This is a genomic window from Pseudarthrobacter sp. C4D7, assembly GCF_013359725.1.
Lineage (GTDB): Bacteria > Actinomycetota > Actinomycetes > Actinomycetales > Micrococcaceae > Arthrobacter.
Genome location: NZ_JABFMW010000009.1, coordinates 1 through 21,765 on the forward strand (window position 1 = coordinate 1; position 21,765 = coordinate 21,765).

Sequence of the window (21,765 nt, forward strand, 5' to 3'; positions counted from 1 at the left end):
CACCCGGCAGACCGGATCACCGACCGGTCCCTTACACAGAAAACTTGACACCCCCTAAGGAGAGCAACTTACTGCCACTTATGACCTATCTTTCGCAGATGCCCAGGCAATCACTTACAACAGTGACGGCAGTGTTGCGACGGTCACCAAGGCGGGCATCACTACGACCTACACCTATAACACCGATGGGACCGTTGCCACCGATTCCCGCACCGTCAACGGCGTGACGACCACAAGGAATTATGGGTATACCAGCGGCAACCTGACCTCCATCACGAAGGCGGCATGATGGACCCCGTAACCCTCGGCATGGCGAAGGCTGACGTCAAGAAGAAATACGCGCCCGTTGTCCGGCTCAGCTCACCGCAGCCGCAGCAGGCGACCTCTCAGGCTCCTTCAGGCAGGGCAATCGTCGGTATCTTCGGCAGCACGCTGTTGTCGTGGTCAAGCTTCGGTCTGTCGCAGTCAGAGAACTCCGGTACGACCTGGACGAGCAAGGCCCTGCCCGCCGACGTCCCAACCTCTGCCGCAACCGCTGGGGCAGGTTGGGTGGTTCTCTTCAAGGGCAACTACTACCTGCAAGCCAAGAAGACCAGCGATGGCCTGCCGGGCATCTTCCGCGCCGCGCCCGTCACAGGGGCAACGGACTTTACCTGGTCAACGTCGCTGCTCAACGGATCGACCGGATCAAACATCATCAGCACCGCACTGGCTGCCGACGCGAATTACATCTACTGGGCTGAGTACGGCGACCCTGCTACTGGGCCGTCCGTGTGGCGGTCCCCAGACGGGACCACTTGGACAAAGGTACTCGGCCCTGACACGTTCGCCGCACGCCACGTCCACGGCATCTTCCCGGACCCATACAACCCCGGCCACGTCTGGCTGTCCTGCGGTGACGCTGGCTCTGCCGGCTACCACTACCGGTCAACAAACTACGGCGCCACCTGGACGATCATTCCAGGCGACCTCGGCACCAACCAGGCGTGGCAGGCCGTGCAGGTATCGTTCGACGCTGACTGGATCTACTTCGGCCCGGACACCACCAGCAACTTCTCCGCGTTCAAGGCAGACCGGGCGACCCTGACACCACGGTGGACGGGTAAACAGTCCCATCGCTACCTTCCGGTACCGGCAGGGCTCCCTTCGCGCCGCATCACGGACCTGACCACTACCAGCGGCTCGGCAACCATCACCTCCGCCACGGCAGCGTTCACATCCGCGGATGTCGGCTCCCGCATCCGCACTACCGGCCAGAACACGATCCCCATTGACGCCTGCATCGCTTCGGTTACGAACGCGACCACGGCAGCGGTGTACTCATCGAAGGCCGCAACCGTCACAGGGTCCACCACCACGGCGATCCTTGGCGGTGGAGCGTGGGGCGCGATGGCCTACTACGGTGCTGTGGACCCGGCGACGGGCATCTACTACTTCGTGTCCATCAACGGGGTGGCTGGCGGCAATGTGGACGGTCTCTTCGCTGTCCTGCCTGATGGGACGCTGACGCTGCTGGACATCCTCACCACCTCGCCAGACGGCAAGGTGACCATCGACAGCGGCAAAGTCTATGTGCGCGGCTTCTGGCGTCCCACGCTGGCGCTCTAGCTGATTCGAAGGGCGGCAAGGATCACGTCCGCGATAGCGGCGTGGCCCTTGTCGTTCGGGTGGAAGGTATCGACCTTCGTGCCGTTGTCCCGGACGCCGTTGATCCACTTGTTGCCGGAGGGAGCGAACACTGCATTCAGGTCGCGGTACTTCCCGCCTGCGGCTTGACACGTCGGCTGGATGACCATATTGAATGGGCCAACCTTGATGCCATCTCCCCATGCCCCCAAGCAGAGCAAAGCGGCATTCGGAGACGCAGCACGAACAGCCTTGATCAGCGCAGGGTACGTCTCAGTGAACGTGGGGACGGGGACTTTTGACCAGTCGTTGGTACCAATCTCCATAACCACAAGATCATATTCGGCGCTGATCTTGTCCCGGTACTCCGCGAGGGCAGCCTCAGCTGTGAGGGACGGCCGGCCTGCAAAGGTGGCTTCAACGGGGCCATATGCCTTCAGCTTCTCCGTGGCGATGTTCCGGAAGAATTGAGCGTCACTGGTGGCCGCATACCCGTTTCCCAGGGAGTCACCCACGTACAGAACGCGGAGCGGATGATCTTTGGGGAAAGTGACCGGCAGGAAGGTGTTCTCGACCTCTGCCTTCTGCTTCGCCTCGAAGGCAGCCCTGTCGGCGGCCATACGTGAGGCGGCAGCGGAAGCATCGAACCCGGGCGCGGCCGCCGGCTCTGGAGTCTGGAGAAGGCTCATACCTACAGCGACCGAAGCGGCAACAGCAACCGCCGCGAGGCCAGCGGCGATGAAAACTTTCCGGCGCTGCGGACGATTGCGACCAGGCATAGATATTCCCCCAAGAGCAGATGTGAATTGCCAATATTCTACGTCCTGGCTAGGGACTATGCGCTAAACCCATCCGCGAGGCCGAGCACAAGGTAACGATCACTTCCATACTCTGAGGCCATGACCGAGATCATCGCGTCAACTAAGGCCGAATGCTCATCCGGAGAGCGCTCAGGAATGCCTAGTGGCCCGGGCACGGGATCAGCCGTGAAGGTGTCCTCCGGCCACGGCTCTAAAAAGTATTCTCGGAAGCATGGAACAACTTCGCCCCTCACATGCCTGAGCATGTAGTCCAGGCTGTCTACCAAATCGACGGTCCCCCCGCCCGGATGGCAAGACGCGCCTTCCAACGTGATCATCGGCGGCTTGGCAGCGACAACGACCTCCACGCGAACATCGGAGGGAAACTGAGCAACTGGATGGAACAGCCATTCACCGTCGGAAAATGATCTCATCGTTGATTGAATAAGCCCCACAGGCTTGTCTGGCAGGAGACCGACCATCATCGATACAGGTTCAACAGCCACGGCAAGCGGAAAATGCAATTGCCGGTGCTTATCCCTGTTTGACAGTTTGTGCAGGAGCAAAAGCGGGTTCCAGTGCATCAGGTTAGGGTCAGTCTGGTAGGGCTGCAAAGCTTCGATTGCTAAACCGATTGCAGGATCTACGCCGCCCTTTACAGTCAGTTGACCATGAGGCTTCGGCTTATCCAGGATGGGAAAGGATGTTCCGCCAACCCCGTCTATTGGTTCATTACCCGAGGTTCTAACGAGGGCTTGGGCCAAGTAGTCCAAGCTGGCTCGTAAGTTATGCAGGAAGTCCCCGACTATGAGAGGCACTTCGTCGGGCACGCGACCCGTAATGCGGAGTTTTGCACCCCATGCTCCAATACCGTCGTCAAACGGCTGGAATACCGATTCAGCGGTACTTGAGATCGGCTGAGCCTGCTTGCTGAGCAATTCATCTAGATCTTGAAGATGATGCTCTGCCCGCCCTACCTTTGCAGCGACATAGTCCGGCAGTTGGATTCGATTCATTGCCCCCCCCGAGGATGTAGCCGAGTGTACAGTCCGTGGCCCGTGGGCGACCTCGACGAGCCGTAGGGCCAATACGACCGGTTATGTCCCGCGGCTCGGACCTTGATGGCTCCTATTGACGCTCATACAGCTTTGCCCTGGCTTATCGTTAGTGGGGCGCATCGTCTTCAATCTTGACACTCTATGGCTCATAGGCTTGATTCTTCGCGCATCTGCTGGAGTCGCTTGATGAACCACCTGGACTGTTCGGGCCCATAGGGCAGGACGGGGATGGCCTTTGTGGCGTCGTTGGGGGTGTCGCGGATGGACTGGCGGGCCTGGCGGACGGCGGTGGTCATGGTGTTGGCCATAGTTTTGACGAACTGGTCGCTGCAGGGCTTCCCGTGGCCGGGAATCAGGAATTCGTAGCGGTGGCGCAGGGCGGAGATGTGCCGGAGGGCGTCGGCCCATTCCTCGGGGAAGGAGTCCTCGAAGGAGGGGTGGGCGCCTTGTTCCACCAGGTCACCTACGTAGAGAGTGGTGGGCGTCCCCACCAGCAGATCACCATCGGTGTGGCCCCGACCCAGGTAAAACAGCGTTGCCGTCAGGCCTCCCAGGTCCACCAGAACGGGCTGGTCTTTGACGATTGCATTTGGGACCACGAGCTCGACGTTCTCGCCGTCGCCGGCGGCCATCTCGGGCTCCAGTGTTCCAACGTGCCGGCGCTGAACGTCACCGCGCTGGTCAATTTCGGTGGCGCAGTTCTGATGGGCCCAGAATTCTGTCACTCCGGCTTCGGCGAAGACCGCGTTGCCGAAGAAGTGGTCGTAGTGGGCATGGGTGTTGACGACCACGAGCGGCAGGTCTATCTTCTCCCTGACTGCGTCCAGGATTTCGCGTCCTTGGCGGGGGCCGCATCCAGTGTCGATGACCATGGCGCGTTCGGAGCCGACGATCAGGCCCGTGTTCAGCAGGGATCCTTCAGTGACCAGTACATAGTTGTCCGTGCCGACTTCGAGCCATTCCGACATTGTTTCTCCGTACCTCCGGCAAAGCAGTGTGCGTTCGTCTTGGTAACCGATTCTATCTACCTGCAACCAAGCAATGCCCGACATGCAGAAAACTCTTTGAGCGCCGAATAAAGCCACCAGACGTCCGAGGGTAGCGCCCGATAGAACTAGATGCCCACACGTCAAACGTCTTACACCCAGGGGTTCGCCTTTAGGTTGGCGGCGATAAGTTGTCAGCCAGCTGAGTCCAACGGATGAGGTATCAGAGGGTGTACTTTGATGTCCCGTCTGTGGTCACAGTCTATGTTGCCCTTAAGCTGTGACCCGTCATCCACGCGTTGGCCAAACCTTTCGGCTGACGGTCAAGTTACACCACCAGTCGGCTTGGAGACTCTTCGCACAGTTTGGATCCGGGTACAATTGCCGGGACCGCACGAATATTGCCGTTCTGGTGGCATCTGAGCGGGTGCCCTAGGATTCGACACAGGGGGACCCCGGCTTGGACTTACGCGATTACCTACGCATACTGCGTCGTAGCTGGATTTTGATTACGGCAGCCACGTTAATTGGTCTCCTCGGCGGCGCTGCTGCGTCGATGCTGGTAAAGCCTACCTACACTTCCCAGACGCAGCTTTTCGTTTCCATACAAAATGCTGGAACTGTACAAGAGTTGCAACAGGGAAACACTTTCAGCCAGGCGCGTGTGCAATCCTACGTCAAGACAGTGACGACGCCTGTCGTGCTTCAGCCTGTCATAGACGCCCTAGGGCTTCCACAGACTCCCGACCAGTTGGCGAAACAGGTGAAAGCAAGCACCGACCTCAATACTGTACTCATCAACATCTCGGTAGATGATGACAGCCCTGTCCGGGCGGCAGCCGTTGCACAGGCGGTAGCAGACAGCCTGATTAAGGCAGTGGACACGCTTGAGAAGCCCAGAACAGGCGGAACTTCGCCCATCGGTCTTTCCGTGATTACGCCCGCGGCCGCTCCATCGACTCCCTCGGCTCCCAATACGCGCCTCAACCTGATGGCCGGCCTACTGTCGGGACTCGCGGCTGGTCTAGCTGTGTCAGTACTTCGGACCGCTTTGGATAATCGCATCCGAGGCGAGGCTGATTTGCGGCATATCACTGATACGCCTATCTTGGGCGGGATTGCATTTGATCAAGACGCTTCTCGGAGGCCTCTACTCACGCAAAGTGGACATCAGAGTCCAAGAGCCGAATCATTTCGCCAGCTTAGAACCAACTTGCAGTTTGCTAACGTGTCTGGGAGTGCCAAGTCAGTGCTAGTCACCTCTTCTTTACCCGGGGAAGGAAAAAGTACTACAGCCACAAATCTGGCCATCGCTCTCGCCCAGGCTGGCCAAACGGTCTGCCTCATCGATGCCGACTTGCGTCGTCCAATGGTGAATGAATATCTAGGATTGGACCGGTCTGCCGGTTTGACAACAGCTCTCGTGGGCCAAGCGCACGTCAACGATTTGCTGCAGAGTTGGGGTGAAGACAACCTCTACGTGCTAACCAGCGGCGTTATCCCTCCAAATCCAAGTGAGCTTCTGGGATCAACCGAGATGCAAAATCTTGTCGATTCGCTGGAGTCAACGTTCGACACGGTGATCATCGATGCACCGCCCCTCCTGCCGGTAACGGACGCCGCCGTCCTCTCACAGCACGTTAGTGGCGTAGTGCTGGTAGTTGGGTCCCAAAAGCTCAAAGTACAGGACTTGGCAAAATCTCTGAGCGCCCTGGAAATGGTTTCCGCGGATCTCCTCGGAATAGTGCTGAACAGGTTGCCCGTCAAAGGACCTGATGCCTACGCCTACAGCTACTACGGCTCTAGTGATGATGGCGCCCTCGCGACGAGAGACAAAAAGCACAGCAGACGTTTCACGTCTTCCAACCAGCATTACGCCAACAAGGATGTGGCGACGCATTACGGGCATGCTGATATGCGGCCAGCTGCCACATTTCGCGCTGAGGCTCGAGATTAACAATACAATTTTTGCGTCACAATCTTAATTCTCCAAAAAAAAAGTCGATAGGAATTCCTTATGAAGGTCGTAGTAACGGGGGCAGCGGGATTCATCGGGGGTAATTTAACTCGCGAACTGCTCAAAGATAAAACAGTCGAAGTAATTGGGATAGACAGTTTCACAGACTATTACAATCCCGAGATAAAACGTCAGAATGTCTTGTCTCTTGGTGATAGGGGATTCACGCTCGTCGAAGATGATCTATCCAGCATGGATCTGACCGATCTGCTGCAGGACGTTGACGCGGTATTTCATCAGGCGGGGCAGCCAGGGGTACGGAAGTCCTGGGGTAGCGAATTCGAAACGTATACACGCAACAATATCGCCGTCACTCAACGACTGTTGGAGGCCGCCAAGTCCTCCACCACCATGAAGTCGTTTGTCTATGCCTCCTCCTCCTCCGTCTACGGGGATGCCGAAGGCTTCCCGACCCATGAGTCCGACCTTCCTCGGCCCATGAGTCCTTACGGAGTAAGCAAGCTTGCCGCAGAACATCTCGTCACGCTCTACGCGAAGAATTTCGGCGTACCGACAACGTCGCTCCGCTACTTCACGGTGTACGGACCTGGCCAACGCCCAGATATGGCCTTCAACAAGTTCATTCGTGCTGGTCTCCGCGATCGGAAGCTGACCATATACGGTGATGGCCGACAAATCCGCGAATTCACACACGTGGCTGACATTGTACGGGCGAATATTGCGGTCCTTCGCGCGTCTCCAGCACCTGGTTCGGTGATCAACTTGTCCGGTGGGTCTTCTGTCACGGTGAATGAAACTTTGGAGGTACTTGCGTCCATACTCCAGAAGCCACTGAGCGTCGAGTACGCAGCAAAGGTTGCCGGCGACGTTTTTCGTACCGGTGGAAGTACGAACCGCGCCAAGGAACTGCTCGATTGGACACCGACTATCGACATCCGAGAAGGCCTCGAGTCTCAAGTTTCCTGGATGGAGTCTTTGCCGGAGGCCCTATTCGATACACATAGCAACCACGCCGGGTGAGCTTTGTGAATCACGTATCCATAGGTATTCCCTACACGGATCAAGGCGAAGAATTAGCTTTAGCCATCGAGTCTGTTCTCGCACAGACACATCAGGACTGGGAACTCTTGCTCGTGGGCGACGGTCCGAGCGCAAAATCATCCGCGATTGTATCTCGGTACAACGATCCGAGAATTCGAGTGTTCGAGAGTGACACGCGAGTTGGTCTCGCCGCCACACTCAACAAGGTCGCGCACCTCGCGAAATATCCTATTCTCGCGCGAATGGACGGGGATGACGTGATGCACCCTCAACGAATAGCGCGACAAAAGGAAGCACTGGACTCAGACCCAGATCTCGATCTTGTAGGTTCACATGCTTACCTCATCGACGAAGATTGCCTGTTAATTGGTAAGTTCCTCGAACCCGAACTGCCAACCTCTGGAGCAGGGTATTTGCGAAGTAATGCCTTCTCGCACCCTACCGTTATGGGACGAACCGAATGGTTCCGCAGTCATCCCTACGACGAAAATCTTCTCCGCGGCCAAGATAAAGAGCTTTGGCTAAGGACCTGGAGCAAGAGCAGATTTCTCAAACTCCCCGATCGCTTACTTTTCTACCGCGTTCCAAGGTCTATGTCCTCGAAACGCCTTCGCCGCAATGAGGCATACAATCGAAAAATACTCAAGATGTATGCGCATCTGGAACCGTCTTACGCCTCGAAATTCAAGAGAACTTTATCTTCTTTCGCTAAGGAGATCGTTTTGCTAGGCGGAGATATGCCAGTCGTTGCAGAAGCTCTCTATGCCCGTAAGTGGGCCCCACTTGAAGAGATCGAGTTTCAACAAGCCAGTCTCTACTTGAAGAGCTTGGCGGACATTCTAGTTTCATCTGAAGATGATCCAACTCGAGTAACTGCCCTGACGGTCACCTACGGTAACCGCTTTGAGTTGCTAGAGAAGGCGGTAGAGTCTGCGTTCAAAGCGGGCGCTGCCAGGATGATTATTGTCGATAATGGGTCGACACAGCAATCATCTGCGAAGATTGATGCGCTAGCTGCCGGTAACGCGCGGATAGTCGTCATACGAAACGTCGAAAATGAGGGATCGGCGCCAGCATTCGGAAAGGGAATGCAGCATTTCGTCGATCAGATGAATGACGATTACCTCTGGATGCTCGATGATGACAACTTGCCTGCCGAAGATGCACTCAAGGAACTCCTGCATGTGTTGAAGAAGCGTGAGGCAACGCTGGGGCCTTCACTACCATGTGCCACAGCGGCAGTCCGGCCGGCGAACACTCGCCACGCCGCCTTCTTGGAAGGGCGAACGGCAAGTTTCCTTTATCCGCCAGTCGGCTCCTTTATGTATTTTGACCTCCTGAGTAGGATTCTGACGAAGTTCCCGACAGCCAAGAAAACGCCTGCCACTCGACGCGTTCCGTTCGCAGAAATTCCATATGCACCATACGGCGGACTATTGCTAAGTCGCGCAACCATCAAGCTCATCGGCTATCCCAAGAAAGACCTGGTGCTGTATGAGGATGACACAGAGTACACTTCGCGGATCCCCGCAATGGGTGGTTCTCTGTTGCTCTGCAGGGCGGCAAGTGTGGAAGACATTGATGCCAAATGGTCGAATGGGGCGGGAAGCAGCGGACTGAAAGGTCTTATTTTGGCTGATAACGAAAATAGGACGTATTTTTCTGTTCGTAACCGCGTAATGTTTGATAGCTCCCAAGCACGAGGAGCTTATAAGCGCATCCAGCTGCAATTGAATCGCTGGATCTTCCTGATAGTAGCCGCAGGATACGCTATTAGGACGAGGAGACTTGCTCAGTATCGTCTTATTCATCGTGCTGCTTCTGACGCTTTGGATACCAATGGTAACCGACCGGTCGATGCTGCTCGTCACGCGGTCCTATAGACTGCCAAGTCGATGATATTTGCCTTCATCCTAATTTCGGCTTCTCTGGTCGCAATTGCGAATTTCTTGAAAATGCCATTCGTAAACCCGATTACCGCGCTTGTCTTTCCGTGGTTGACGGTTATGGTCTTGGCTTCAATTCCCGGAGCGATCGAGCCGCGACTTTCTTCCGAACTTTGGGCAATCGTCCTGGCCGGGTTCAGTTCTATTGCAGTGGGTTCCATAACCGGCTGGCTGGTCCTTGGGGAAAAGCCCCGCACTAGACTTCAAAATGCGAAACCAATTCAGCTTAATAGGCTTGCCTTCGTACACAAGATACTTTCATTTGTACTAGGAATATATGGGGTTCTCCAGGCCGTTGACGCATGGCCCGTCCTCCAGAGCCTGGGGGGCGTCAAGGCGATTTTTTCCGCAAGCAGCGGGCTTGGAAATGAATATAAATACCAATATTCACAAGTTCGATTGGAAACTACTTCATCCGCACTAGACAGCGCATCTTTTCTTTCTAGTTCACTTGGATATGTGCTTTTCCTGGGGCATATTTCGCTATTTACGGGTGCAATTCTTTGGCGGTCCGGAAAACGCTTCATAGCATCGCTTCCATTGATTTTTGCAGGAGCATATAGTCTTTTCAGCCTTCAGCGCACTTCCTTTTTTATGTGCTTCTTGATATTTGTTGTTTCATACATCTTCAGCAAGAATATGGTAACGACGTCAAGCTATCGGTCTAGTCAAGAATTTTCGCGGAAAAACCGAGGCAAAGTTATGACCGCGATAATCGGCGGTCTTGTTGTTATTCCGGTTTTGTTGTATCCGATTCAGCAAAGAAACAATACTTCTCACAATTCGACCGGCTTGGAATCGCTGGCTCAGTACTTACTGTCATCTGTAGCTGGCCTCAATGCAAGGATCTTCTCGGATTCCTCGATTGCAGTTCCTCCTGCCGAAATAACCGGACAAGTAGCGCCGTCGCCAGGATACGGTTCATATACTTTTACCGGGCTATATACAATCTTGAATCGATTGCGCCTTCCTGTTCCGGTAGCGCCGCACTCATTGGATTATTACTCGGTAGATATATTTGGCATACCGTTCACGACAAATACCGGAACTTCGTTCCTTGATTTTTTTCTAGACTTTGGGTGGGCGGGCTTGATATTGATGTCCTTTCTTCTTGGCTTCTTTGCGGCTTTATCGCTGAGACTGTATAGCCTTGGCGCTGTTTCGGCTCTTCCCATCCTCGCTATGCTTATAGTGTCCATATTCTGGTCATTTTTCGTCAACGCCCTTATGGGCGATTTTAGGTATACGTATATGGCGCTATGCGCTGCCGTATTTTTTAGATGGATCATCTACGGCAATGCCGAGAGCCGCGCTGCCAGGGCAATACATGCGGGGCCCGTGCGATGAGGCGCCTCGCAAAGCTAGCCAAATCCGGTGCGATGAGGATGCTAACTTCCTACGTGTTCGGTTTTGTCAGTCAGGGGCTTTATTTCGTAATAACGGCCAGAACCCTGGGGGCGAAGGAGTTTGGACTCTTCGCCGGCGCTATAGCCCTAGTTGCAGTTCTGGCGTCGCTTGTGGGACTAGGCGGCGGAAACGTGCTGGTGCTGAAGGCAGCCCGGGACCCATCCCTGCTTCGCATCCAATTTGGAACATCGGTTGTCTACATTTTGGCCACCGCAGTGCCCTTAAGCCTCGTAGCAATCGCGGTGGGTTGGTTCTCCGGCCCAGACTTCCTAGCCGTTTTACTGCCACTCGTTGTCTCAGAGATATTCACACTGCGTCTTTTCGATCTCGCACAGCAGATTTTCCAAGCTCGCGAGGAGTTGGGACGCACGTCTGCTTGCGGCATCCTCGCGGGAGCCCTGCGTCTGACAATTGCTGCCGTTTACTACCTGATTGCATCTTCTCCCTCCGCTTCTCAGTGGTCCTTCTGCTACGCCGCAACCACCATTGCAACTGCCGGCGTGGTCGTAGGCTGGGCGGTAATCCGGGCTGGAAAACCGGTATTCGAGTGGGCAAGTATCCGCAGTACTTGGCGCACGGGAGTGTTCTTCAGTCTCGGTACTGCTTCCCGCACCCTTTACATGGATGCGGATAAGTTCCTACTTACTTCGTACGGGTTATATTCCGCCTCAGGCGCTTTCTCAGCTACAACCAAGATCACGACTATGGCTTTTGCGCCCATACAAGCTATCGTCTATTCGTTAAACACCAGACTATTCCGCGCAGGACATATGGGAGCCCGAAGGTCCTGGTCCGTCATTCAATGGCCTCTCGGCTTCGTACTGCTGTACGGGATCTTGTGCGCCTGTGTGCTCGCATTCGCATCTCCACTCGTCCCAATAATTCTTGGGACCAGCTACAGCGAGACAAGCGGCTTTCTTGGTCTAATTGCACCAATTATTGCACTGAACGGTGTCCATTATCTGCTAGGCGACGCGCTCATGGGCCTCGGAAAACAAGCTGCCAGAAGCCTCGTGCAATTTGGTGTAGCATGCGCTGCCATATTGATGAATCTAATCCTGATTCCTCTTATCGGACCCATAAGCGCGGTATTTTCCGCACTGACTTGTTCCCTCGTGTTGGCGCTGGCCATGACAATTATGTTTTTTCAAGCATACAAGTCCGACAGATCGCCCAGGCACCTCGCAACCAAAGTGAAAGATGGCTTCAGTTCACATGCCTAGACCAGTACGGGTACTTCATGTCACACAAGCAAGTAGTGGTGGCGTGCTAAATGCGATGATCCAACTCGCAAAGTCACAGTTAGAGGTTGGTGTCGAAGTGAGCGTCATGTACACAGAGCGCACCGATACTCCTTCCCAAAAGGATCTTGCACAGCTTTTCGGGCCTAATATTTCGCTGATTCGCGTAGGTGGTAGGGGAATGGGCCTAGCCGCTGCTTGGAATCTTATGCTCAGTCTGCTGCGGACTCTTCGAGCCATGAATCCCGATGCCTTGCATCTTCATTCATCGTTTGCTGGTGCAGTGGGGCGGCTGGCCGCGTTCGTTGCTCGCAGATCCACATCCACGTATTACAGCCCGCATGGCTTTGCTTTCCTACGACAAGACCTGACTGCGCGGGCTGCAAAGGCCGTTGCCCTTGCTGAAAGATGCTTCCATACTCTGGGGAGCAGCATGATCCTAGTGTCGGAATCAGAAAAGAACGCCGCTTCACTCAACGTTTCGAAAAGCCGACTTTTCGTCCTAGAGAATGGACTAGCACTCAATGACTTGCCTAAACTGCAGCAGAGTGGGAATCATCTAAGAGTCGGTAGCGCTGGCCGTGTTGCCTATCAGAAAGCTCCATGGAGGTTTGCAGGGCTCGCCAAGGAGTTAAGAGAGCTCGCAGACTTTCATTGGATTGGCGGAGCCTCAAAAGATGTGGATGACTGGCTTCCTGCAACTGCGGTGAGTGTCTCGGGCTGGCTCACTGAAGAGGAAGCCCTAAAACGGTTATCAGAGCTGGACATCTACGTCTCGACGTCACTTTGGGAGGGTCTCCCAATCTCGGTGATGCAAGCACAAGCCCTTGGGGTACCATGTGTTGTCTCCAATTGCGTCGGGAACGTTGACCTGGTCGAACATGGAGTGACTGGCTTCATTTACGACACGGACGAAGAACTCGTGGAGTACGTCGCAACGCTTGTGAAGGATCAAGCGCTACGTCGTCGTTTGGGGGTTAAAGCCCAGGCGACAGCCCTCCAGAGATTCGACCAAAGGCGCTTGGGACCCGCGTCCCTCTTGATTTATAATTGCGCCCATCAAGAGAGGGGTTATTCATATGCTCATTGACCTAGCCAGAAATTCTCAACTCACTTCTTCGGTGGGGTCTGAATTAGTCACAAAGCTACTGACGTTTGCAACAATTAGGTACCAGGCCACGTTTCTATATCGCCTGTCCGCTCGAGCAGGACGAATAAGCGGCCTCCTAGGGCTAACAGTCAAGCAACTCAATCAACTGATAACCGGTGCCGACATCGCGTGGCAGGCTCGCATAGATTCCGGGCTCGTTCTCTTCCATCCCTCTGGAGTGGTAATCGGCCCCGACGTGGTTATTGGAAGGGATTGCGATATTCAACAAGGGGTCACACTCGGAAGTTCTGGAAGATACGGGCATGGTTCTGCCGACTCACCTACCATCGGAAATGGCGTCAAAGTGGGAGCGGGTGCAAGGGTGATCGGTGCGATAGTTATCGGAGATTCCGTGACTGTGGGGGCCAATTCTGTAGTCCTAAGGGATGTGCCCAGTAATTCTGTGGTTGTAGGCGTCCCGGCGCGAATAGTAGGGAAGCCATAGATATTAAGTGGCCTGTTTTTTAAATTGTTAGTAATTATTGTTGGAAGTTTTTCAGTTGGGGGGGCAGTGGCGCGGTGAATGTAAGCGAGTGGCGTGTGCGGTACGCGCGACGAATCAGATTTATCGATGCCTTCGTGATAATCTGGGCAATAGTCGGCGCATACGGAATACGATTCCGTCTAACCGATTCTCCAAACATAGAGTCACAAGGTGACAGCTATCTGCTGCTTTCGGTCCTTCTGGCGCTTTCGTGGTGGTTCATGCTAGGCGTCTGGGGCAGCCGCGAATTCCGGATTCTAGGAGCTGGCTCGGAAGAATACAAGCGCGTCGTCGCAGCATCGGCCTGGCTCTTTGGCTTTGTGGCAGTGGTTTCTTATGCCTTGAGAATCGATACAGCACGGGGCTTCGTTGGTCTGGCGTTTCCCGCGGGTGTCCTAGGACTGCTTATTGGGCGGTGGCTGATTCGTCAGCACCTGAGTGTCGATCGTAGATCTGGTAAGGGTAGCTCACATGTACTTATCATCGGTGGTCCACATTCTTCAGAGCACTTGGTGCGGTCGTTGAGGTCCGCACCGGCGGCTGGTTATGTGCCGGTGGCGGTCCACCTCCCCGGGGCGTCAAACGAAGCTGTCGACTCGACTAACTTTGATGTGGCAATTACTGGCACGGAATCAGATTTTGAAGCCCTAATGACAGTCATCACAGAGTCGCAAGTTGATGCAGTCGCCATTTCGGCTGGTGTGAATCTGCATCCGAGAGATCTTCGACGTCTTGGATGGGAACTCGCTGCCAAGAACATAGGCATGATCCTGGCACCAGCTCTTACTGATGTGGCTGGGCCTCGTATCCATACCCAACCGGTTGCAGGATTGCCTTTGATTCACGTGTCCACTCCGAAGCTAACGGGTGGTAAGAAAGTGGCTAAGCGCGCCTTTGACATAGCTGTCGCTGGAACCCTTGTGCTACTTCTTTTCCCGCTATTCGTTCTTTTGGCGTTCTTAGTAAAAATTACTGACCGTGGCCCAGTGTTTTATCGCCAAGAGCGCGTGGGGTTGCGAGGAACGACTTTTCATATGCTCAAGTTCCGCTCGATGAAGGTAAACGCGGATGAGCAGCTCGCTGCGCTCCTAATCAAACAAGGATCCGACTCGACCCCCCTGTTCAAGATTGAAAACGATCCTCGCATCACTCGACTCGGGCGCATTTTACGCAAATTTTCTCTGGACGAGCTTCCCCAACTGCTGAACGTATTGGGCGGGAGTATGAGTTTGGTGGGTCCCAGACCCCAGCGCGCTGGTGAGGTCGCTCTATACGATGACGCTGCCCACCGCCGGCTATACGTTAGTCCTGGCATGAGCGGCCTGTGGCAGGTAAGCGGACGGTCTAATCTGAGCTGGGACGAAAGCATCCGTCTCGACCTCTACTACGTCGAAAACTGGTCACTGATGGGTGACGTGGTCATCTTGTTCAAAACTTTTCGCGCTGTCTTTGCAAGCACCGGCGCAGTCTGATAAAACAGCTGGCGGTCAGCAGGCCGGTGGCAATCCTAATTCACGGGGGAAAAAATATCATGCGAATTTCTGTCATTGGTTGTGGATATCTGGGTGCCGTCCATGCCGCGTGCATGGCCAAACTGGGTCACGATGTCGTCGGTGTCGACGTCGATGCGAACAAGATTAGCGAACTGTCCGCAGGGCGTGCCCCGTTCTTCGAGCCGGGCCTCGAAGAACTTCTCCAAGAGGTTCAATCGACTGGTCGTCTTTCTTTTGTGACGGACATGTCTGCAACCGAAGGAAGTCAAGTCCACTTCGTCTGCGTAGGTACCCCCCAAAAGAAGGGGGAAAACGCGGCCGATCTCAGATACGTCGACTCGGCTATCACGGCTTTAACGCCTTACCTTTCGCCCGGCGATCTCGTTGTGGGAAAGTCGACGGTTCCCGTAGGCACCGCCGCCAGGCTTGCTGAACTAGTCAAAAGTCAACAGCCCAGCGCTGATCTCGTGTGGAACCCAGAGTTTCTACGAGAAGGGCACGCCGTATCAGACACACTGCAGCCCGACCGACTCGTGTACGGAGTTCATGACGGATCCGAGCAACACGATGCGGTCAAAATTCTCGATGCCGTGTATGCCCAACCCCTCGAAGCTGGTACCCCAAGGCTGGTGACAGACTTACCCACAGCCGAATTAGTCAAGACCGCGGCGAACTCCTTTCTGGCAACAAAAATATCTTTCATTAATGCGATGGCCGAGCTTTGCGATGCCGCAGGCGCAGATGTCAGCCTGCTAGCCGATGCCATAGGAATGGACGACAGAATCGGCAGAAAATTTCTAAATGCTGGCATCGGTTTCGGCGGGGGTTGTCTTCCGAAAGACATCCGGGCCTTCATGGCCCGCGCCGGCGAACTTGGTGCGGATCAGGCGCTCACATTCCTGCGCGAAGTTGATGCAATTAACATGCGGCGGCGAACCAGGGTTGTAGAACTGACGCGGGAAGTTTGCGGCGGCTCACTCCTAGGTCAACGGATAACAGTACTAGGGGCAGCATTCAAGCCTGAGAGTGATGACGTCAGGGACTCTCCAGCGCTAAGCATCGCCGCACAATTGCAGTTGCAGGGAGCAGTGGTGACTGTTACTGATCCTGAAGCTCTCGGAAACGCGGCTCGACGATTCCCGGAACTCCATTATGAAGCTTCAACTGATGAAGCGCTCCGCCGTGCGGACGCGCTCCTACTTCTGACCGAGTGGCGTGAATATCGAGACCTCGATCCCTACGAGACAGCGGCCAAAGTCTCTGGACTGAAGATACTGGATGGCCGGAACGTACTGGACCCAACTAAGTGGCGAGCGGCCGGGTGGACCTACCGCGGGCTTGGTCGTCCGTAGAATGGACGACCAGATAGTCACCAAGCCCTCCTTTTCTGAAGTGCCCAGCCGTTCCACGCGACGCGACCACCGAGTTAAACGGCGTCGCCTTCTGCGCATAGGCCTGCCCATCCTGGCATTGGGCGTCGCCTTGGGAGGGAGTGCAGCCTGGCTGGGCTTCAAGGTGACGTCAATCAAGGCCCACCTCGAAGCCGCCGCCAATCTAGTGCCTCAGCTGAAGGAAGAAATCGTTTCGTCCAAAGCGAATCTAGCTGAAGATACGGTCTCGAAGCTTCGGGATCACACATCTGCGGCTAAAGCAGATACTGAGGATCCTATATGGACCTTGGCTTCAGGTATTCCCTGGGCAGGACCAAACCTCACTGCAATCTCCGAAGTTGCTAGGTCTGCTGATGACGTCGCGACTTTAGGGTTGAGTCCGTTGGTGAGTGTTTACGACTCTTTGAACTGGGAATCGTTGATGCCCAGTGGTTCAGGCGCCAATCTTGAACCGATTAAGGCAGCTGCGCCCAGCGTTTCATCGTCTGCCTACGCGGTGCGAGTCTCGTGGGAACGGCTAGAAGCAATCCAGTCGGAAAACCTGCTGCCACAAATAGTTACTCCCCTTAACCAAGCAACGGCAGAGTTGAAACAGGCAAGCGATGTGCTCAATGTCGCTGCTGATGCAACGAACATAGCCCCGTCAATGCTTGGCTCTAATGGGGCACGGAACTACCTCCTGGTGATTCAAAATAATGCCGAGACCCGCGCATCTGGTGGCATTCCTGGTGCGCTGGCCGTTCTCACGCTCGACAAAGGCAAGCTGTCACTCGGACAGCAGAGTAGCGCCGGAGAGCTCGGGGTAATGTCACCCGTGGTAGCCGTGGATCCTCAGCAGCAGCAGATCTACTCGGGGCGTCTCGGAAAGTATCTACAGGACGTAAACCTCACCCCCGACTTTCCGACCGCTGCAAGTACCGCACAGACGATGTGGGAAAGAAAGACCGGACAGCGTGTGGATGGTGTCATCTCCATTGACCCAATGGTCCTGAGCTACATCCTCCAGTCCACGGGCCCAGTTTCCGTCAACGGACCCGAACTGGCGGGTGTGAAGGCATCAGGTCTGCCCACCGTGCTCACGGGTGAAAATGTCGTCCCGACGCTTCTTTCGGACGTATACGCAAAAATCAAACAACCCAAAATGCAAGATGCATATTTTGCAGGCGTAGCGAAAGAAGTCTTTTCAGCGCTTTCCAGCGGGAAAGGCGAGGCCCAGAGTCTCATCAATGGCTTGACTCGCGGGACGGAAGAAGGGCGGGTCCTGGTGTGGTCCGCCAACGAATCCGAGCAGTCCGTCATCTCCAAGTACACTCTGAGCGGCGCCATCTCCGGTCCCAGTGTGTCGCCGGCCCAGTTTGGCGTTTACTTCAACGATGGCACTGGCGCGAAAATGGACTACTACGTCAAACGCACGGTGAAGCTCATCAAGGAATGTCCGGCAGACGGCTACGAACAAACAACGGTTCGAGTTACCAGTACCAATACAGCGCCAGGCGACGCTGCCACCACACTCCCGGCGTATGTCACAGGTGCAGGTGCTTTTGGTATCCCACCGGGCACGGTCCAAACAAATGTCGTCGCCTACGGACCCGCACAGGCAAACGTGGAGTCAGCCGTGGTGGACGGCCAGAAGACTCCCTTCGCTCCTTACATCCATGCGAACAGACCAGTCGGCGTGGTTGCGCAGCAACTTGCCCCGGGCGAGAGCAAGACCGTGGAATTCACTTTCGGAAAAATCGTTCAGCACACGGAACCTAACGTGGTTGTCACACCCACCGTCCAGCATGTCAAGGACGTCATCCTCCCATCCGAAAATGCGTCCTGCGATCAGGGCCAGTGACGGTCGCGTTAACACTATGTAAACCGACTGGATTGAGGTTGGTTACAACCTATCCGGGATGGTACCTTCTACTTGGGATATCTATCCGTAGTTCTGCACATGGTCTCGTGTGGAGGGGACATTTCCCCAAAATCGGGTAATCAAAACTGAAACGTCTCCGGGGGGACACACATGAAGAAAACACTCGCCGCACTCGCACTTGCCGGCTCAATCGCACTCGTTGGCTCCGCGCCCGCCATGGCCGCAACCTACCCGGCACTTCCGCCGGCAGTTGGTGTCTCTGACGGAACTCCCGCACCGGGCCAGACCTTCGTCTTCACCGCCCAGGGCTTCCTGCCCGGCGAAACCATTACCATCACGATCACCGTGGCCACCACTGGCGCGGCAAACGCTGGCGGAACCGCCGTTTCCGCCAAGATCCCCGTGTTCCAGGCTCCGCAGACGCTTAGCGCGACCGCTGACGCCCAGGGCAAGATCTCCGTTCCGCTGGCAATCAGCGAAGCTGGCACGTACAGCATCACCGCCAAGGGCAACACCTCAGGCGTAACCGTCGGTCCCGTCACCGTCACCGTTGCAGCAGCACTGGCCAACACCGGCGGCACCGCTGCCGGCACCACCGGCGGCGCTCCGCTGGCCAACACGGGCGGCCTGGCCAACACCGGGGCCGACTCCGGCCTGATCTTGTGGACCCTGGTGGGCGCAGGCGCACTGGCCGCCGGCGCAACCTCGGTTGTGGTGGTTCGCCGCCGCGCCAAGGCTGAGGTAGCCGCCTAACCGCAGCAGCTCCTAGCACCAAAGAAGGTGGGTGCATCTCCGGAAACGGAGGTGCATCCACCTTTTGCTTTAGTTTCAAGGTTTCGACAGGCTCGGCCACCGGTTGGGTGTGGGTTTCCGCAACGTTGACTTCGACAAGCTAATGCAACACTTGTTTTGTGGTAACTATTAGGGCTATGGGGAGACATTGGCGCAGGGCACCACGCGAATACGACTTTTCCGTCCCACTCCCCCGCCCACAGGTGCTCGGCTACGCCCTCCTCGTTCTCCTCGCGGCCTGCGCCTTCGCCACCGCCGCTTTTGCCCTTCTACGGACGTCCTGAGGCCCATTTGAGAATCCTCAACAACCACCGGCTGTGGCAGCTCATCCTCGCGGCCATGGTGGTTCCGTTGGCGCTCGTCGCTTTCTGGCCGACACCCGTGGACCAGCCCGTCTCAGGGCAGCTGGCCATTGTGTTGAATTTCCTCCACCACCACGGCATTCCCCGCTGGTTTAACTACGACTTTGTGGAACGGTCCGCCAACGTTGCATTGTTCCTTCCCGTTGGCTTCGTTGGCGCCCTGGCATTTCCCAACAAAAAATGGTGGCAAATCGGAGCTTTCGGAATGCTCGTTTCCGGCTGCATCGAACTGGGTCAGTTCCTGTTTCTTCACAGCCGCTTTGCAAGCCCGTCAGATGTCATGACCAACACGTCAGGTGCTGTCATCGGCGCCCTAGTGGCACTCGTGGCCATGCAAGAAAGGAGGCCCGCCGCCTTCCGGCAACGGGCCTCCCAAAAACAATAGAACGCCAGGACTACCCGACGAAGCCCTTCATCCAGGTCTTCAGGTCCTCACCGAACTCCACGCGCTCGGACGCCAGCGTGATGACCGCCTTGAGGTAGCTCAGCTTGTCGCCCGTGTCATAACGGCGGCCCTTGAAGACCACGCCGTACACGCCCGAACCTTCACCCTCGCCGGCGGCGAGGGTCTGCAGGGCGTCGGTCAGCTGGATCTCGTTGCCACGGCCGGGAGCGGTATTCTCCAGGACGCCGAACACCGAGTGGTGCAGCACGTAGCGGCCGATCACGGCCAGGTTGGACGGTGCGTCCGCGACGGCCGGCTTCTCCACCAGGCTGTTGACGCGGACGTAGTCCTCGCCTTCAACAACCGAGATGTCAGCGCAGCCGTAGGCACTGATCTGGGAGGGATCAACCTCGATCAGGGCGATAACCGAACCGCCGGTCTTCTGCTGCACCGCCATCATGGTGCTCAGCAGGTCCTCTGCCTCGTCGATGAGGTCGTCACCCAAGAGCACCGCGAAGGGCTCGTCACCCACGTGCTGCTGGGCGCAGAGCACGGCGTGGCCCAGGCCCTTGGCCTCGCCCTGGCGGACGTAGTGGATGGGGCCCAGGTTGGAGGCGTACTCCACCAGTCCCAGCTTGTCCTTGTCGCCCTTGGCTTCCAGGGCAGCTTCCAGGCCGGGTTCCCGGTCGAAGTGGTCTTCCAGGGCGCGCTTGTTGCGGCCCGTGATCATCAGCAGGTCAGAGAGACCAGCGTTGATGGCTTCCTCCACCACATACTGGATGGCCGGGCGGTCTACCACCGGCAACATTTCCTTCGGCATTGCCTTGGTGGCGGGCAGGAAGCGTGTTCCCAATCCGGCAGCAGGAATGACGGCTTTGGTAATAGCTTTCCCCGTAGTCATAGCTGAACCTTAACAAATTTGATGGAGAGACCCGCAATCGGGACGGAAATCGTTGGATAAATTTAGCGGCCGCGGCCCGTGAATTTGGGCACACGCTTTTCCTGGAACGCCCGGAATCCCTCCGCGTAGTCCTCGGTCTTGCACAGCCGGGCCTGCTCCACGTTCTCCTCCTGCATGGCCTGCCACAGGCCCAGGCGCTGGTCGCGGATGTGCGCCACCAGCCTCTTGGAGGCAACAAAGGCCCCCGTGGCACCGGCAGCCACCCGCGACACAATTTCCCGGGTGGAATCCAGCAGAGAGTCAGCCGGCATGGCGCGGCTGAACATCCCCTGCGCCACGGCCTCGGCGCCGGAGATCAAGTCCGCGGTGTAGATCAGGTCCAGCGTCCGGTGCATGCCCAGCCGCTCCGTGAAATACCAGTGCCCGCCCGAATCCAGCGTGGCCCCCAGCTTGGCGAACGGCGAACCGAACTTCGCGTTCTCCGCCACGTACACCACGTCCGTGGCCAGCAGGAGCCCCAGCCCCACGCCCAGGCACGCCCCCTGCGCCGCAGCAAACGTGGGTGCGGGGAAGGCCGCCATCTTCTGCAGCAGCGGCTCCACCAGCCCGCCCAGGTACGCCGCGGCGTCGTCGCTCTCCGGGGTAACCCCGGAGATGTCCCGGCCCGCGCAGAACGCCCGGCCCTCACCCCTGAGCAGCAGCGCCCGCACCTCGCCGCGCGAGGCGGCAGCAGCGTCGTCGTACGCCTGGGTTAAATCCCGCAGCGCCTGCTCATCCAGGGAGTTCAGCTTGTGCGGGGCGTCCAGCACTACCTCGGCGATGCCGTTGCTGATGGAAAGGGAAATCATGAGGCTCCTCGGGTG

Annotated in this window: 18 protein-coding genes; 13 read left to right on the forward strand and 5 right to left on the reverse strand. The window is 56.4% G+C overall.

The window, feature by feature from the left end; translation table 11 throughout:
• The first annotated feature begins 288 nt into the window (after positions 1-288).
• Positions 289-1,608: a hypothetical protein gene (locus HNO81_RS08555; protein ID WP_175317706.1), complete on the forward strand. Its 1,320-nt coding sequence runs from the start codon at positions 289-291 to the stop codon at positions 1,606-1,608.
• On the opposite strand, the gene HNO81_RS08560 is transcribed toward HNO81_RS08555, so the two are convergent.
• The 3 genes from HNO81_RS08560 to HNO81_RS08570 all read right to left on the reverse strand — a co-directional run bounded on the left by HNO81_RS08560 (position 1,605) and on the right by HNO81_RS08570 (position 4,452).
• Complete coding sequence (locus tag HNO81_RS08560; protein ID WP_217509249.1) at positions 1,605-2,246, reverse strand: SGNH/GDSL hydrolase family protein; 642 nt, start codon at positions 2,244-2,246, stop codon at positions 1,605-1,607. The genes HNO81_RS08555 and HNO81_RS08560 overlap by 4 nt on opposite strands.
• 215 nt (positions 2,247-2,461) lie before the next feature.
• The gene (locus HNO81_RS08565; protein ID WP_175317708.1) at positions 2,462-3,442 is read right to left on the reverse strand and encodes a hypothetical protein; all 981 of its coding nucleotides are present in this window, start codon (positions 3,440-3,442) and stop codon (positions 2,462-2,464) included.
• Positions 3,443-3,630: 188 nt separating this feature from the next.
• Complete coding sequence (locus HNO81_RS08570) at positions 3,631-4,452, reverse strand: MBL fold metallo-hydrolase (RefSeq protein ID WP_175317709.1); 822 nt, start codon at positions 4,450-4,452, stop codon at positions 3,631-3,633.
• Positions 4,453-4,930: 478 nt separating this feature from the next.
• Between HNO81_RS08570 and HNO81_RS08575 the strand changes: the two genes are divergently transcribed.
• The 12 genes from HNO81_RS08575 (at position 4,931) to HNO81_RS08630 (ending at position 20,001) form a co-directional block, all read left to right on the forward strand.
• The gene (locus HNO81_RS08575; RefSeq protein ID WP_175317710.1) at positions 4,931-6,427 is read left to right on the forward strand and encodes a polysaccharide biosynthesis tyrosine autokinase; all 1,497 of its coding nucleotides are present in this window, start codon (positions 4,931-4,933) and stop codon (positions 6,425-6,427) included.
• A 60-nt stretch (positions 6,428-6,487) separates the two neighbouring features.
• Entirely contained in the window at positions 6,488-7,468 is a 981-nt protein-coding gene (locus HNO81_RS08580; protein ID WP_175317711.1) for an NAD-dependent epimerase/dehydratase family protein, read from the forward strand.
• A complete protein-coding gene (locus HNO81_RS20405) occupies positions 7,465-9,372 on the forward strand; it encodes a glycosyltransferase (RefSeq protein ID WP_175317712.1) in 1,908 nt (635 codons plus the stop codon). Before HNO81_RS08580 ends, HNO81_RS20405 begins: the two co-directional genes overlap by 4 nt.
• 12 nt (positions 9,373-9,384) lie before the next feature.
• A complete protein-coding gene (locus HNO81_RS08590) occupies positions 9,385-10,782 on the forward strand; it encodes an O-antigen polymerase (RefSeq protein WP_175317713.1) in 1,398 nt (465 codons plus the stop codon).
• Between the two features lie 53 nt (positions 10,783-10,835).
• Complete coding sequence (locus HNO81_RS08595) at positions 10,836-12,065, forward strand: oligosaccharide flippase family protein (protein ID WP_175317714.1); 1,230 nt, start codon at positions 10,836-10,838, stop codon at positions 12,063-12,065.
• Positions 12,058-13,173 carry a glycosyltransferase gene (locus HNO81_RS08600; RefSeq protein ID WP_256398809.1) on the forward strand — a complete coding sequence of 372 codons (1,116 nt, stop codon included), beginning with the start codon at positions 12,058-12,060 and terminating at the stop codon, positions 13,171-13,173. Before HNO81_RS08595 ends, HNO81_RS08600 begins: the two co-directional genes overlap by 8 nt.
• Positions 13,163-13,678: a hypothetical protein gene (locus tag HNO81_RS20410; protein ID WP_175317716.1), complete on the forward strand. Its 516-nt coding sequence runs from the start codon at positions 13,163-13,165 to the stop codon at positions 13,676-13,678. The genes HNO81_RS08600 and HNO81_RS20410 overlap by 11 nt, the downstream gene beginning before the upstream one ends.
• A 140-nt stretch (positions 13,679-13,818) precedes the next feature.
• Positions 13,819-15,189 carry a sugar transferase gene (locus HNO81_RS08610; RefSeq protein WP_371818207.1) on the forward strand — a complete coding sequence of 457 codons (1,371 nt, stop codon included), beginning with the start codon at positions 13,819-13,821 and terminating at the stop codon, positions 15,187-15,189.
• A 59-nt stretch (positions 15,190-15,248) separates the two neighbouring features.
• Positions 15,249-16,562 (forward strand): UDP-glucose/GDP-mannose dehydrogenase family protein, encoded by a 1,314-nt coding sequence (locus HNO81_RS08615; RefSeq protein ID WP_175317825.1) that lies wholly within the window; start codon positions 15,249-15,251, stop codon positions 16,560-16,562.
• Position 16,563: 1 nt separating this feature from the next.
• A complete protein-coding gene (locus HNO81_RS08620) occupies positions 16,564-18,441 on the forward strand; it encodes a DUF4012 domain-containing protein (RefSeq protein WP_175317717.1) in 1,878 nt (625 codons plus the stop codon).
• Between the two features lie 171 nt (positions 18,442-18,612).
• The gene (locus HNO81_RS08625) at positions 18,613-19,215 is read left to right on the forward strand and encodes an LPXTG cell wall anchor domain-containing protein (RefSeq protein ID WP_109045338.1); all 603 of its coding nucleotides are present in this window, start codon (positions 18,613-18,615) and stop codon (positions 19,213-19,215) included.
• Between the two features lie 330 nt (positions 19,216-19,545).
• Positions 19,546-20,001 carry a VanZ family protein gene (locus HNO81_RS08630; RefSeq protein ID WP_175317718.1) on the forward strand — a complete coding sequence of 152 codons (456 nt, stop codon included), beginning with the start codon at positions 19,546-19,548 and terminating at the stop codon, positions 19,999-20,001.
• A gap of 10 nt (positions 20,002-20,011) precedes the next feature.
• Here the strand turns inward: HNO81_RS08630 and galU are convergent, their stop codons facing one another.
• Together galU and HNO81_RS08640 are read right to left on the reverse strand one after the other, a co-directional pair.
• Complete coding sequence (galU, locus tag HNO81_RS08635; RefSeq protein WP_175317719.1) at positions 20,012-20,902, reverse strand: UTP--glucose-1-phosphate uridylyltransferase GalU; 891 nt, start codon at positions 20,900-20,902, stop codon at positions 20,012-20,014.
• Positions 20,903-20,964: 62 nt separating this feature from the next.
• Positions 20,965-21,750: an enoyl-CoA hydratase/isomerase family protein gene (locus HNO81_RS08640; RefSeq protein WP_175317720.1), complete on the reverse strand. Its 786-nt coding sequence runs from the start codon at positions 21,748-21,750 to the stop codon at positions 20,965-20,967.
• Positions 21,751-21,765 lie beyond the last annotated feature (15 nt).

Coding starts and splice junctions, on each gene's coding strand:
- HNO81_RS08615 (WP_175317825.1), top strand. CDS start 15,249: ATGCGAATTTCTGTCATTGGTTGTGGATATCTGGGTGCCGTCCATGCC.
- HNO81_RS08570 (WP_175317709.1), bottom strand. CDS start 4,452: ATGTCGGAATGGCTCGAAGTCGGCACGGACAACTATGTACTGGTCACT.
- HNO81_RS08625 (WP_109045338.1), top strand. CDS start 18,613: ATGAAGAAAACACTCGCCGCACTCGCACTTGCCGGCTCAATCGCACTC.
- HNO81_RS20410 (WP_175317716.1), top strand. CDS start 13,163: ATGCTCATTGACCTAGCCAGAAATTCTCAACTCACTTCTTCGGTGGGG.
- HNO81_RS08555 (WP_175317706.1), top strand. CDS start 289: ATGGACCCCGTAACCCTCGGCATGGCGAAGGCTGACGTCAAGAAGAAA.
- galU (WP_175317719.1), bottom strand. CDS start 20,902: ATGACTACGGGGAAAGCTATTACCAAAGCCGTCATTCCTGCTGCCGGA.
- HNO81_RS08600 (WP_256398809.1), top strand. CDS start 12,058: ATGCCTAGACCAGTACGGGTACTTCATGTCACACAAGCAAGTAGTGGT.
- HNO81_RS08640 (WP_175317720.1), bottom strand. CDS start 21,750: ATGATTTCCCTTTCCATCAGCAACGGCATCGCCGAGGTAGTGCTGGAC.
- HNO81_RS08590 (WP_175317713.1), top strand. CDS start 9,385: ATGATATTTGCCTTCATCCTAATTTCGGCTTCTCTGGTCGCAATTGCG.
- HNO81_RS08565 (WP_175317708.1), bottom strand. CDS start 3,442: ATGAATCGAATCCAACTGCCGGACTATGTCGCTGCAAAGGTAGGGCGG.
- HNO81_RS08620 (WP_175317717.1), top strand. CDS start 16,564: ATGGACGACCAGATAGTCACCAAGCCCTCCTTTTCTGAAGTGCCCAGC.
- HNO81_RS08580 (WP_175317711.1), top strand. CDS start 6,488: ATGAAGGTCGTAGTAACGGGGGCAGCGGGATTCATCGGGGGTAATTTA.
- HNO81_RS08560 (WP_217509249.1), bottom strand. CDS start 2,246: ATGGCCGCCGACAGGGCTGCCTTCGAGGCGAAGCAGAAGGCAGAGGTC.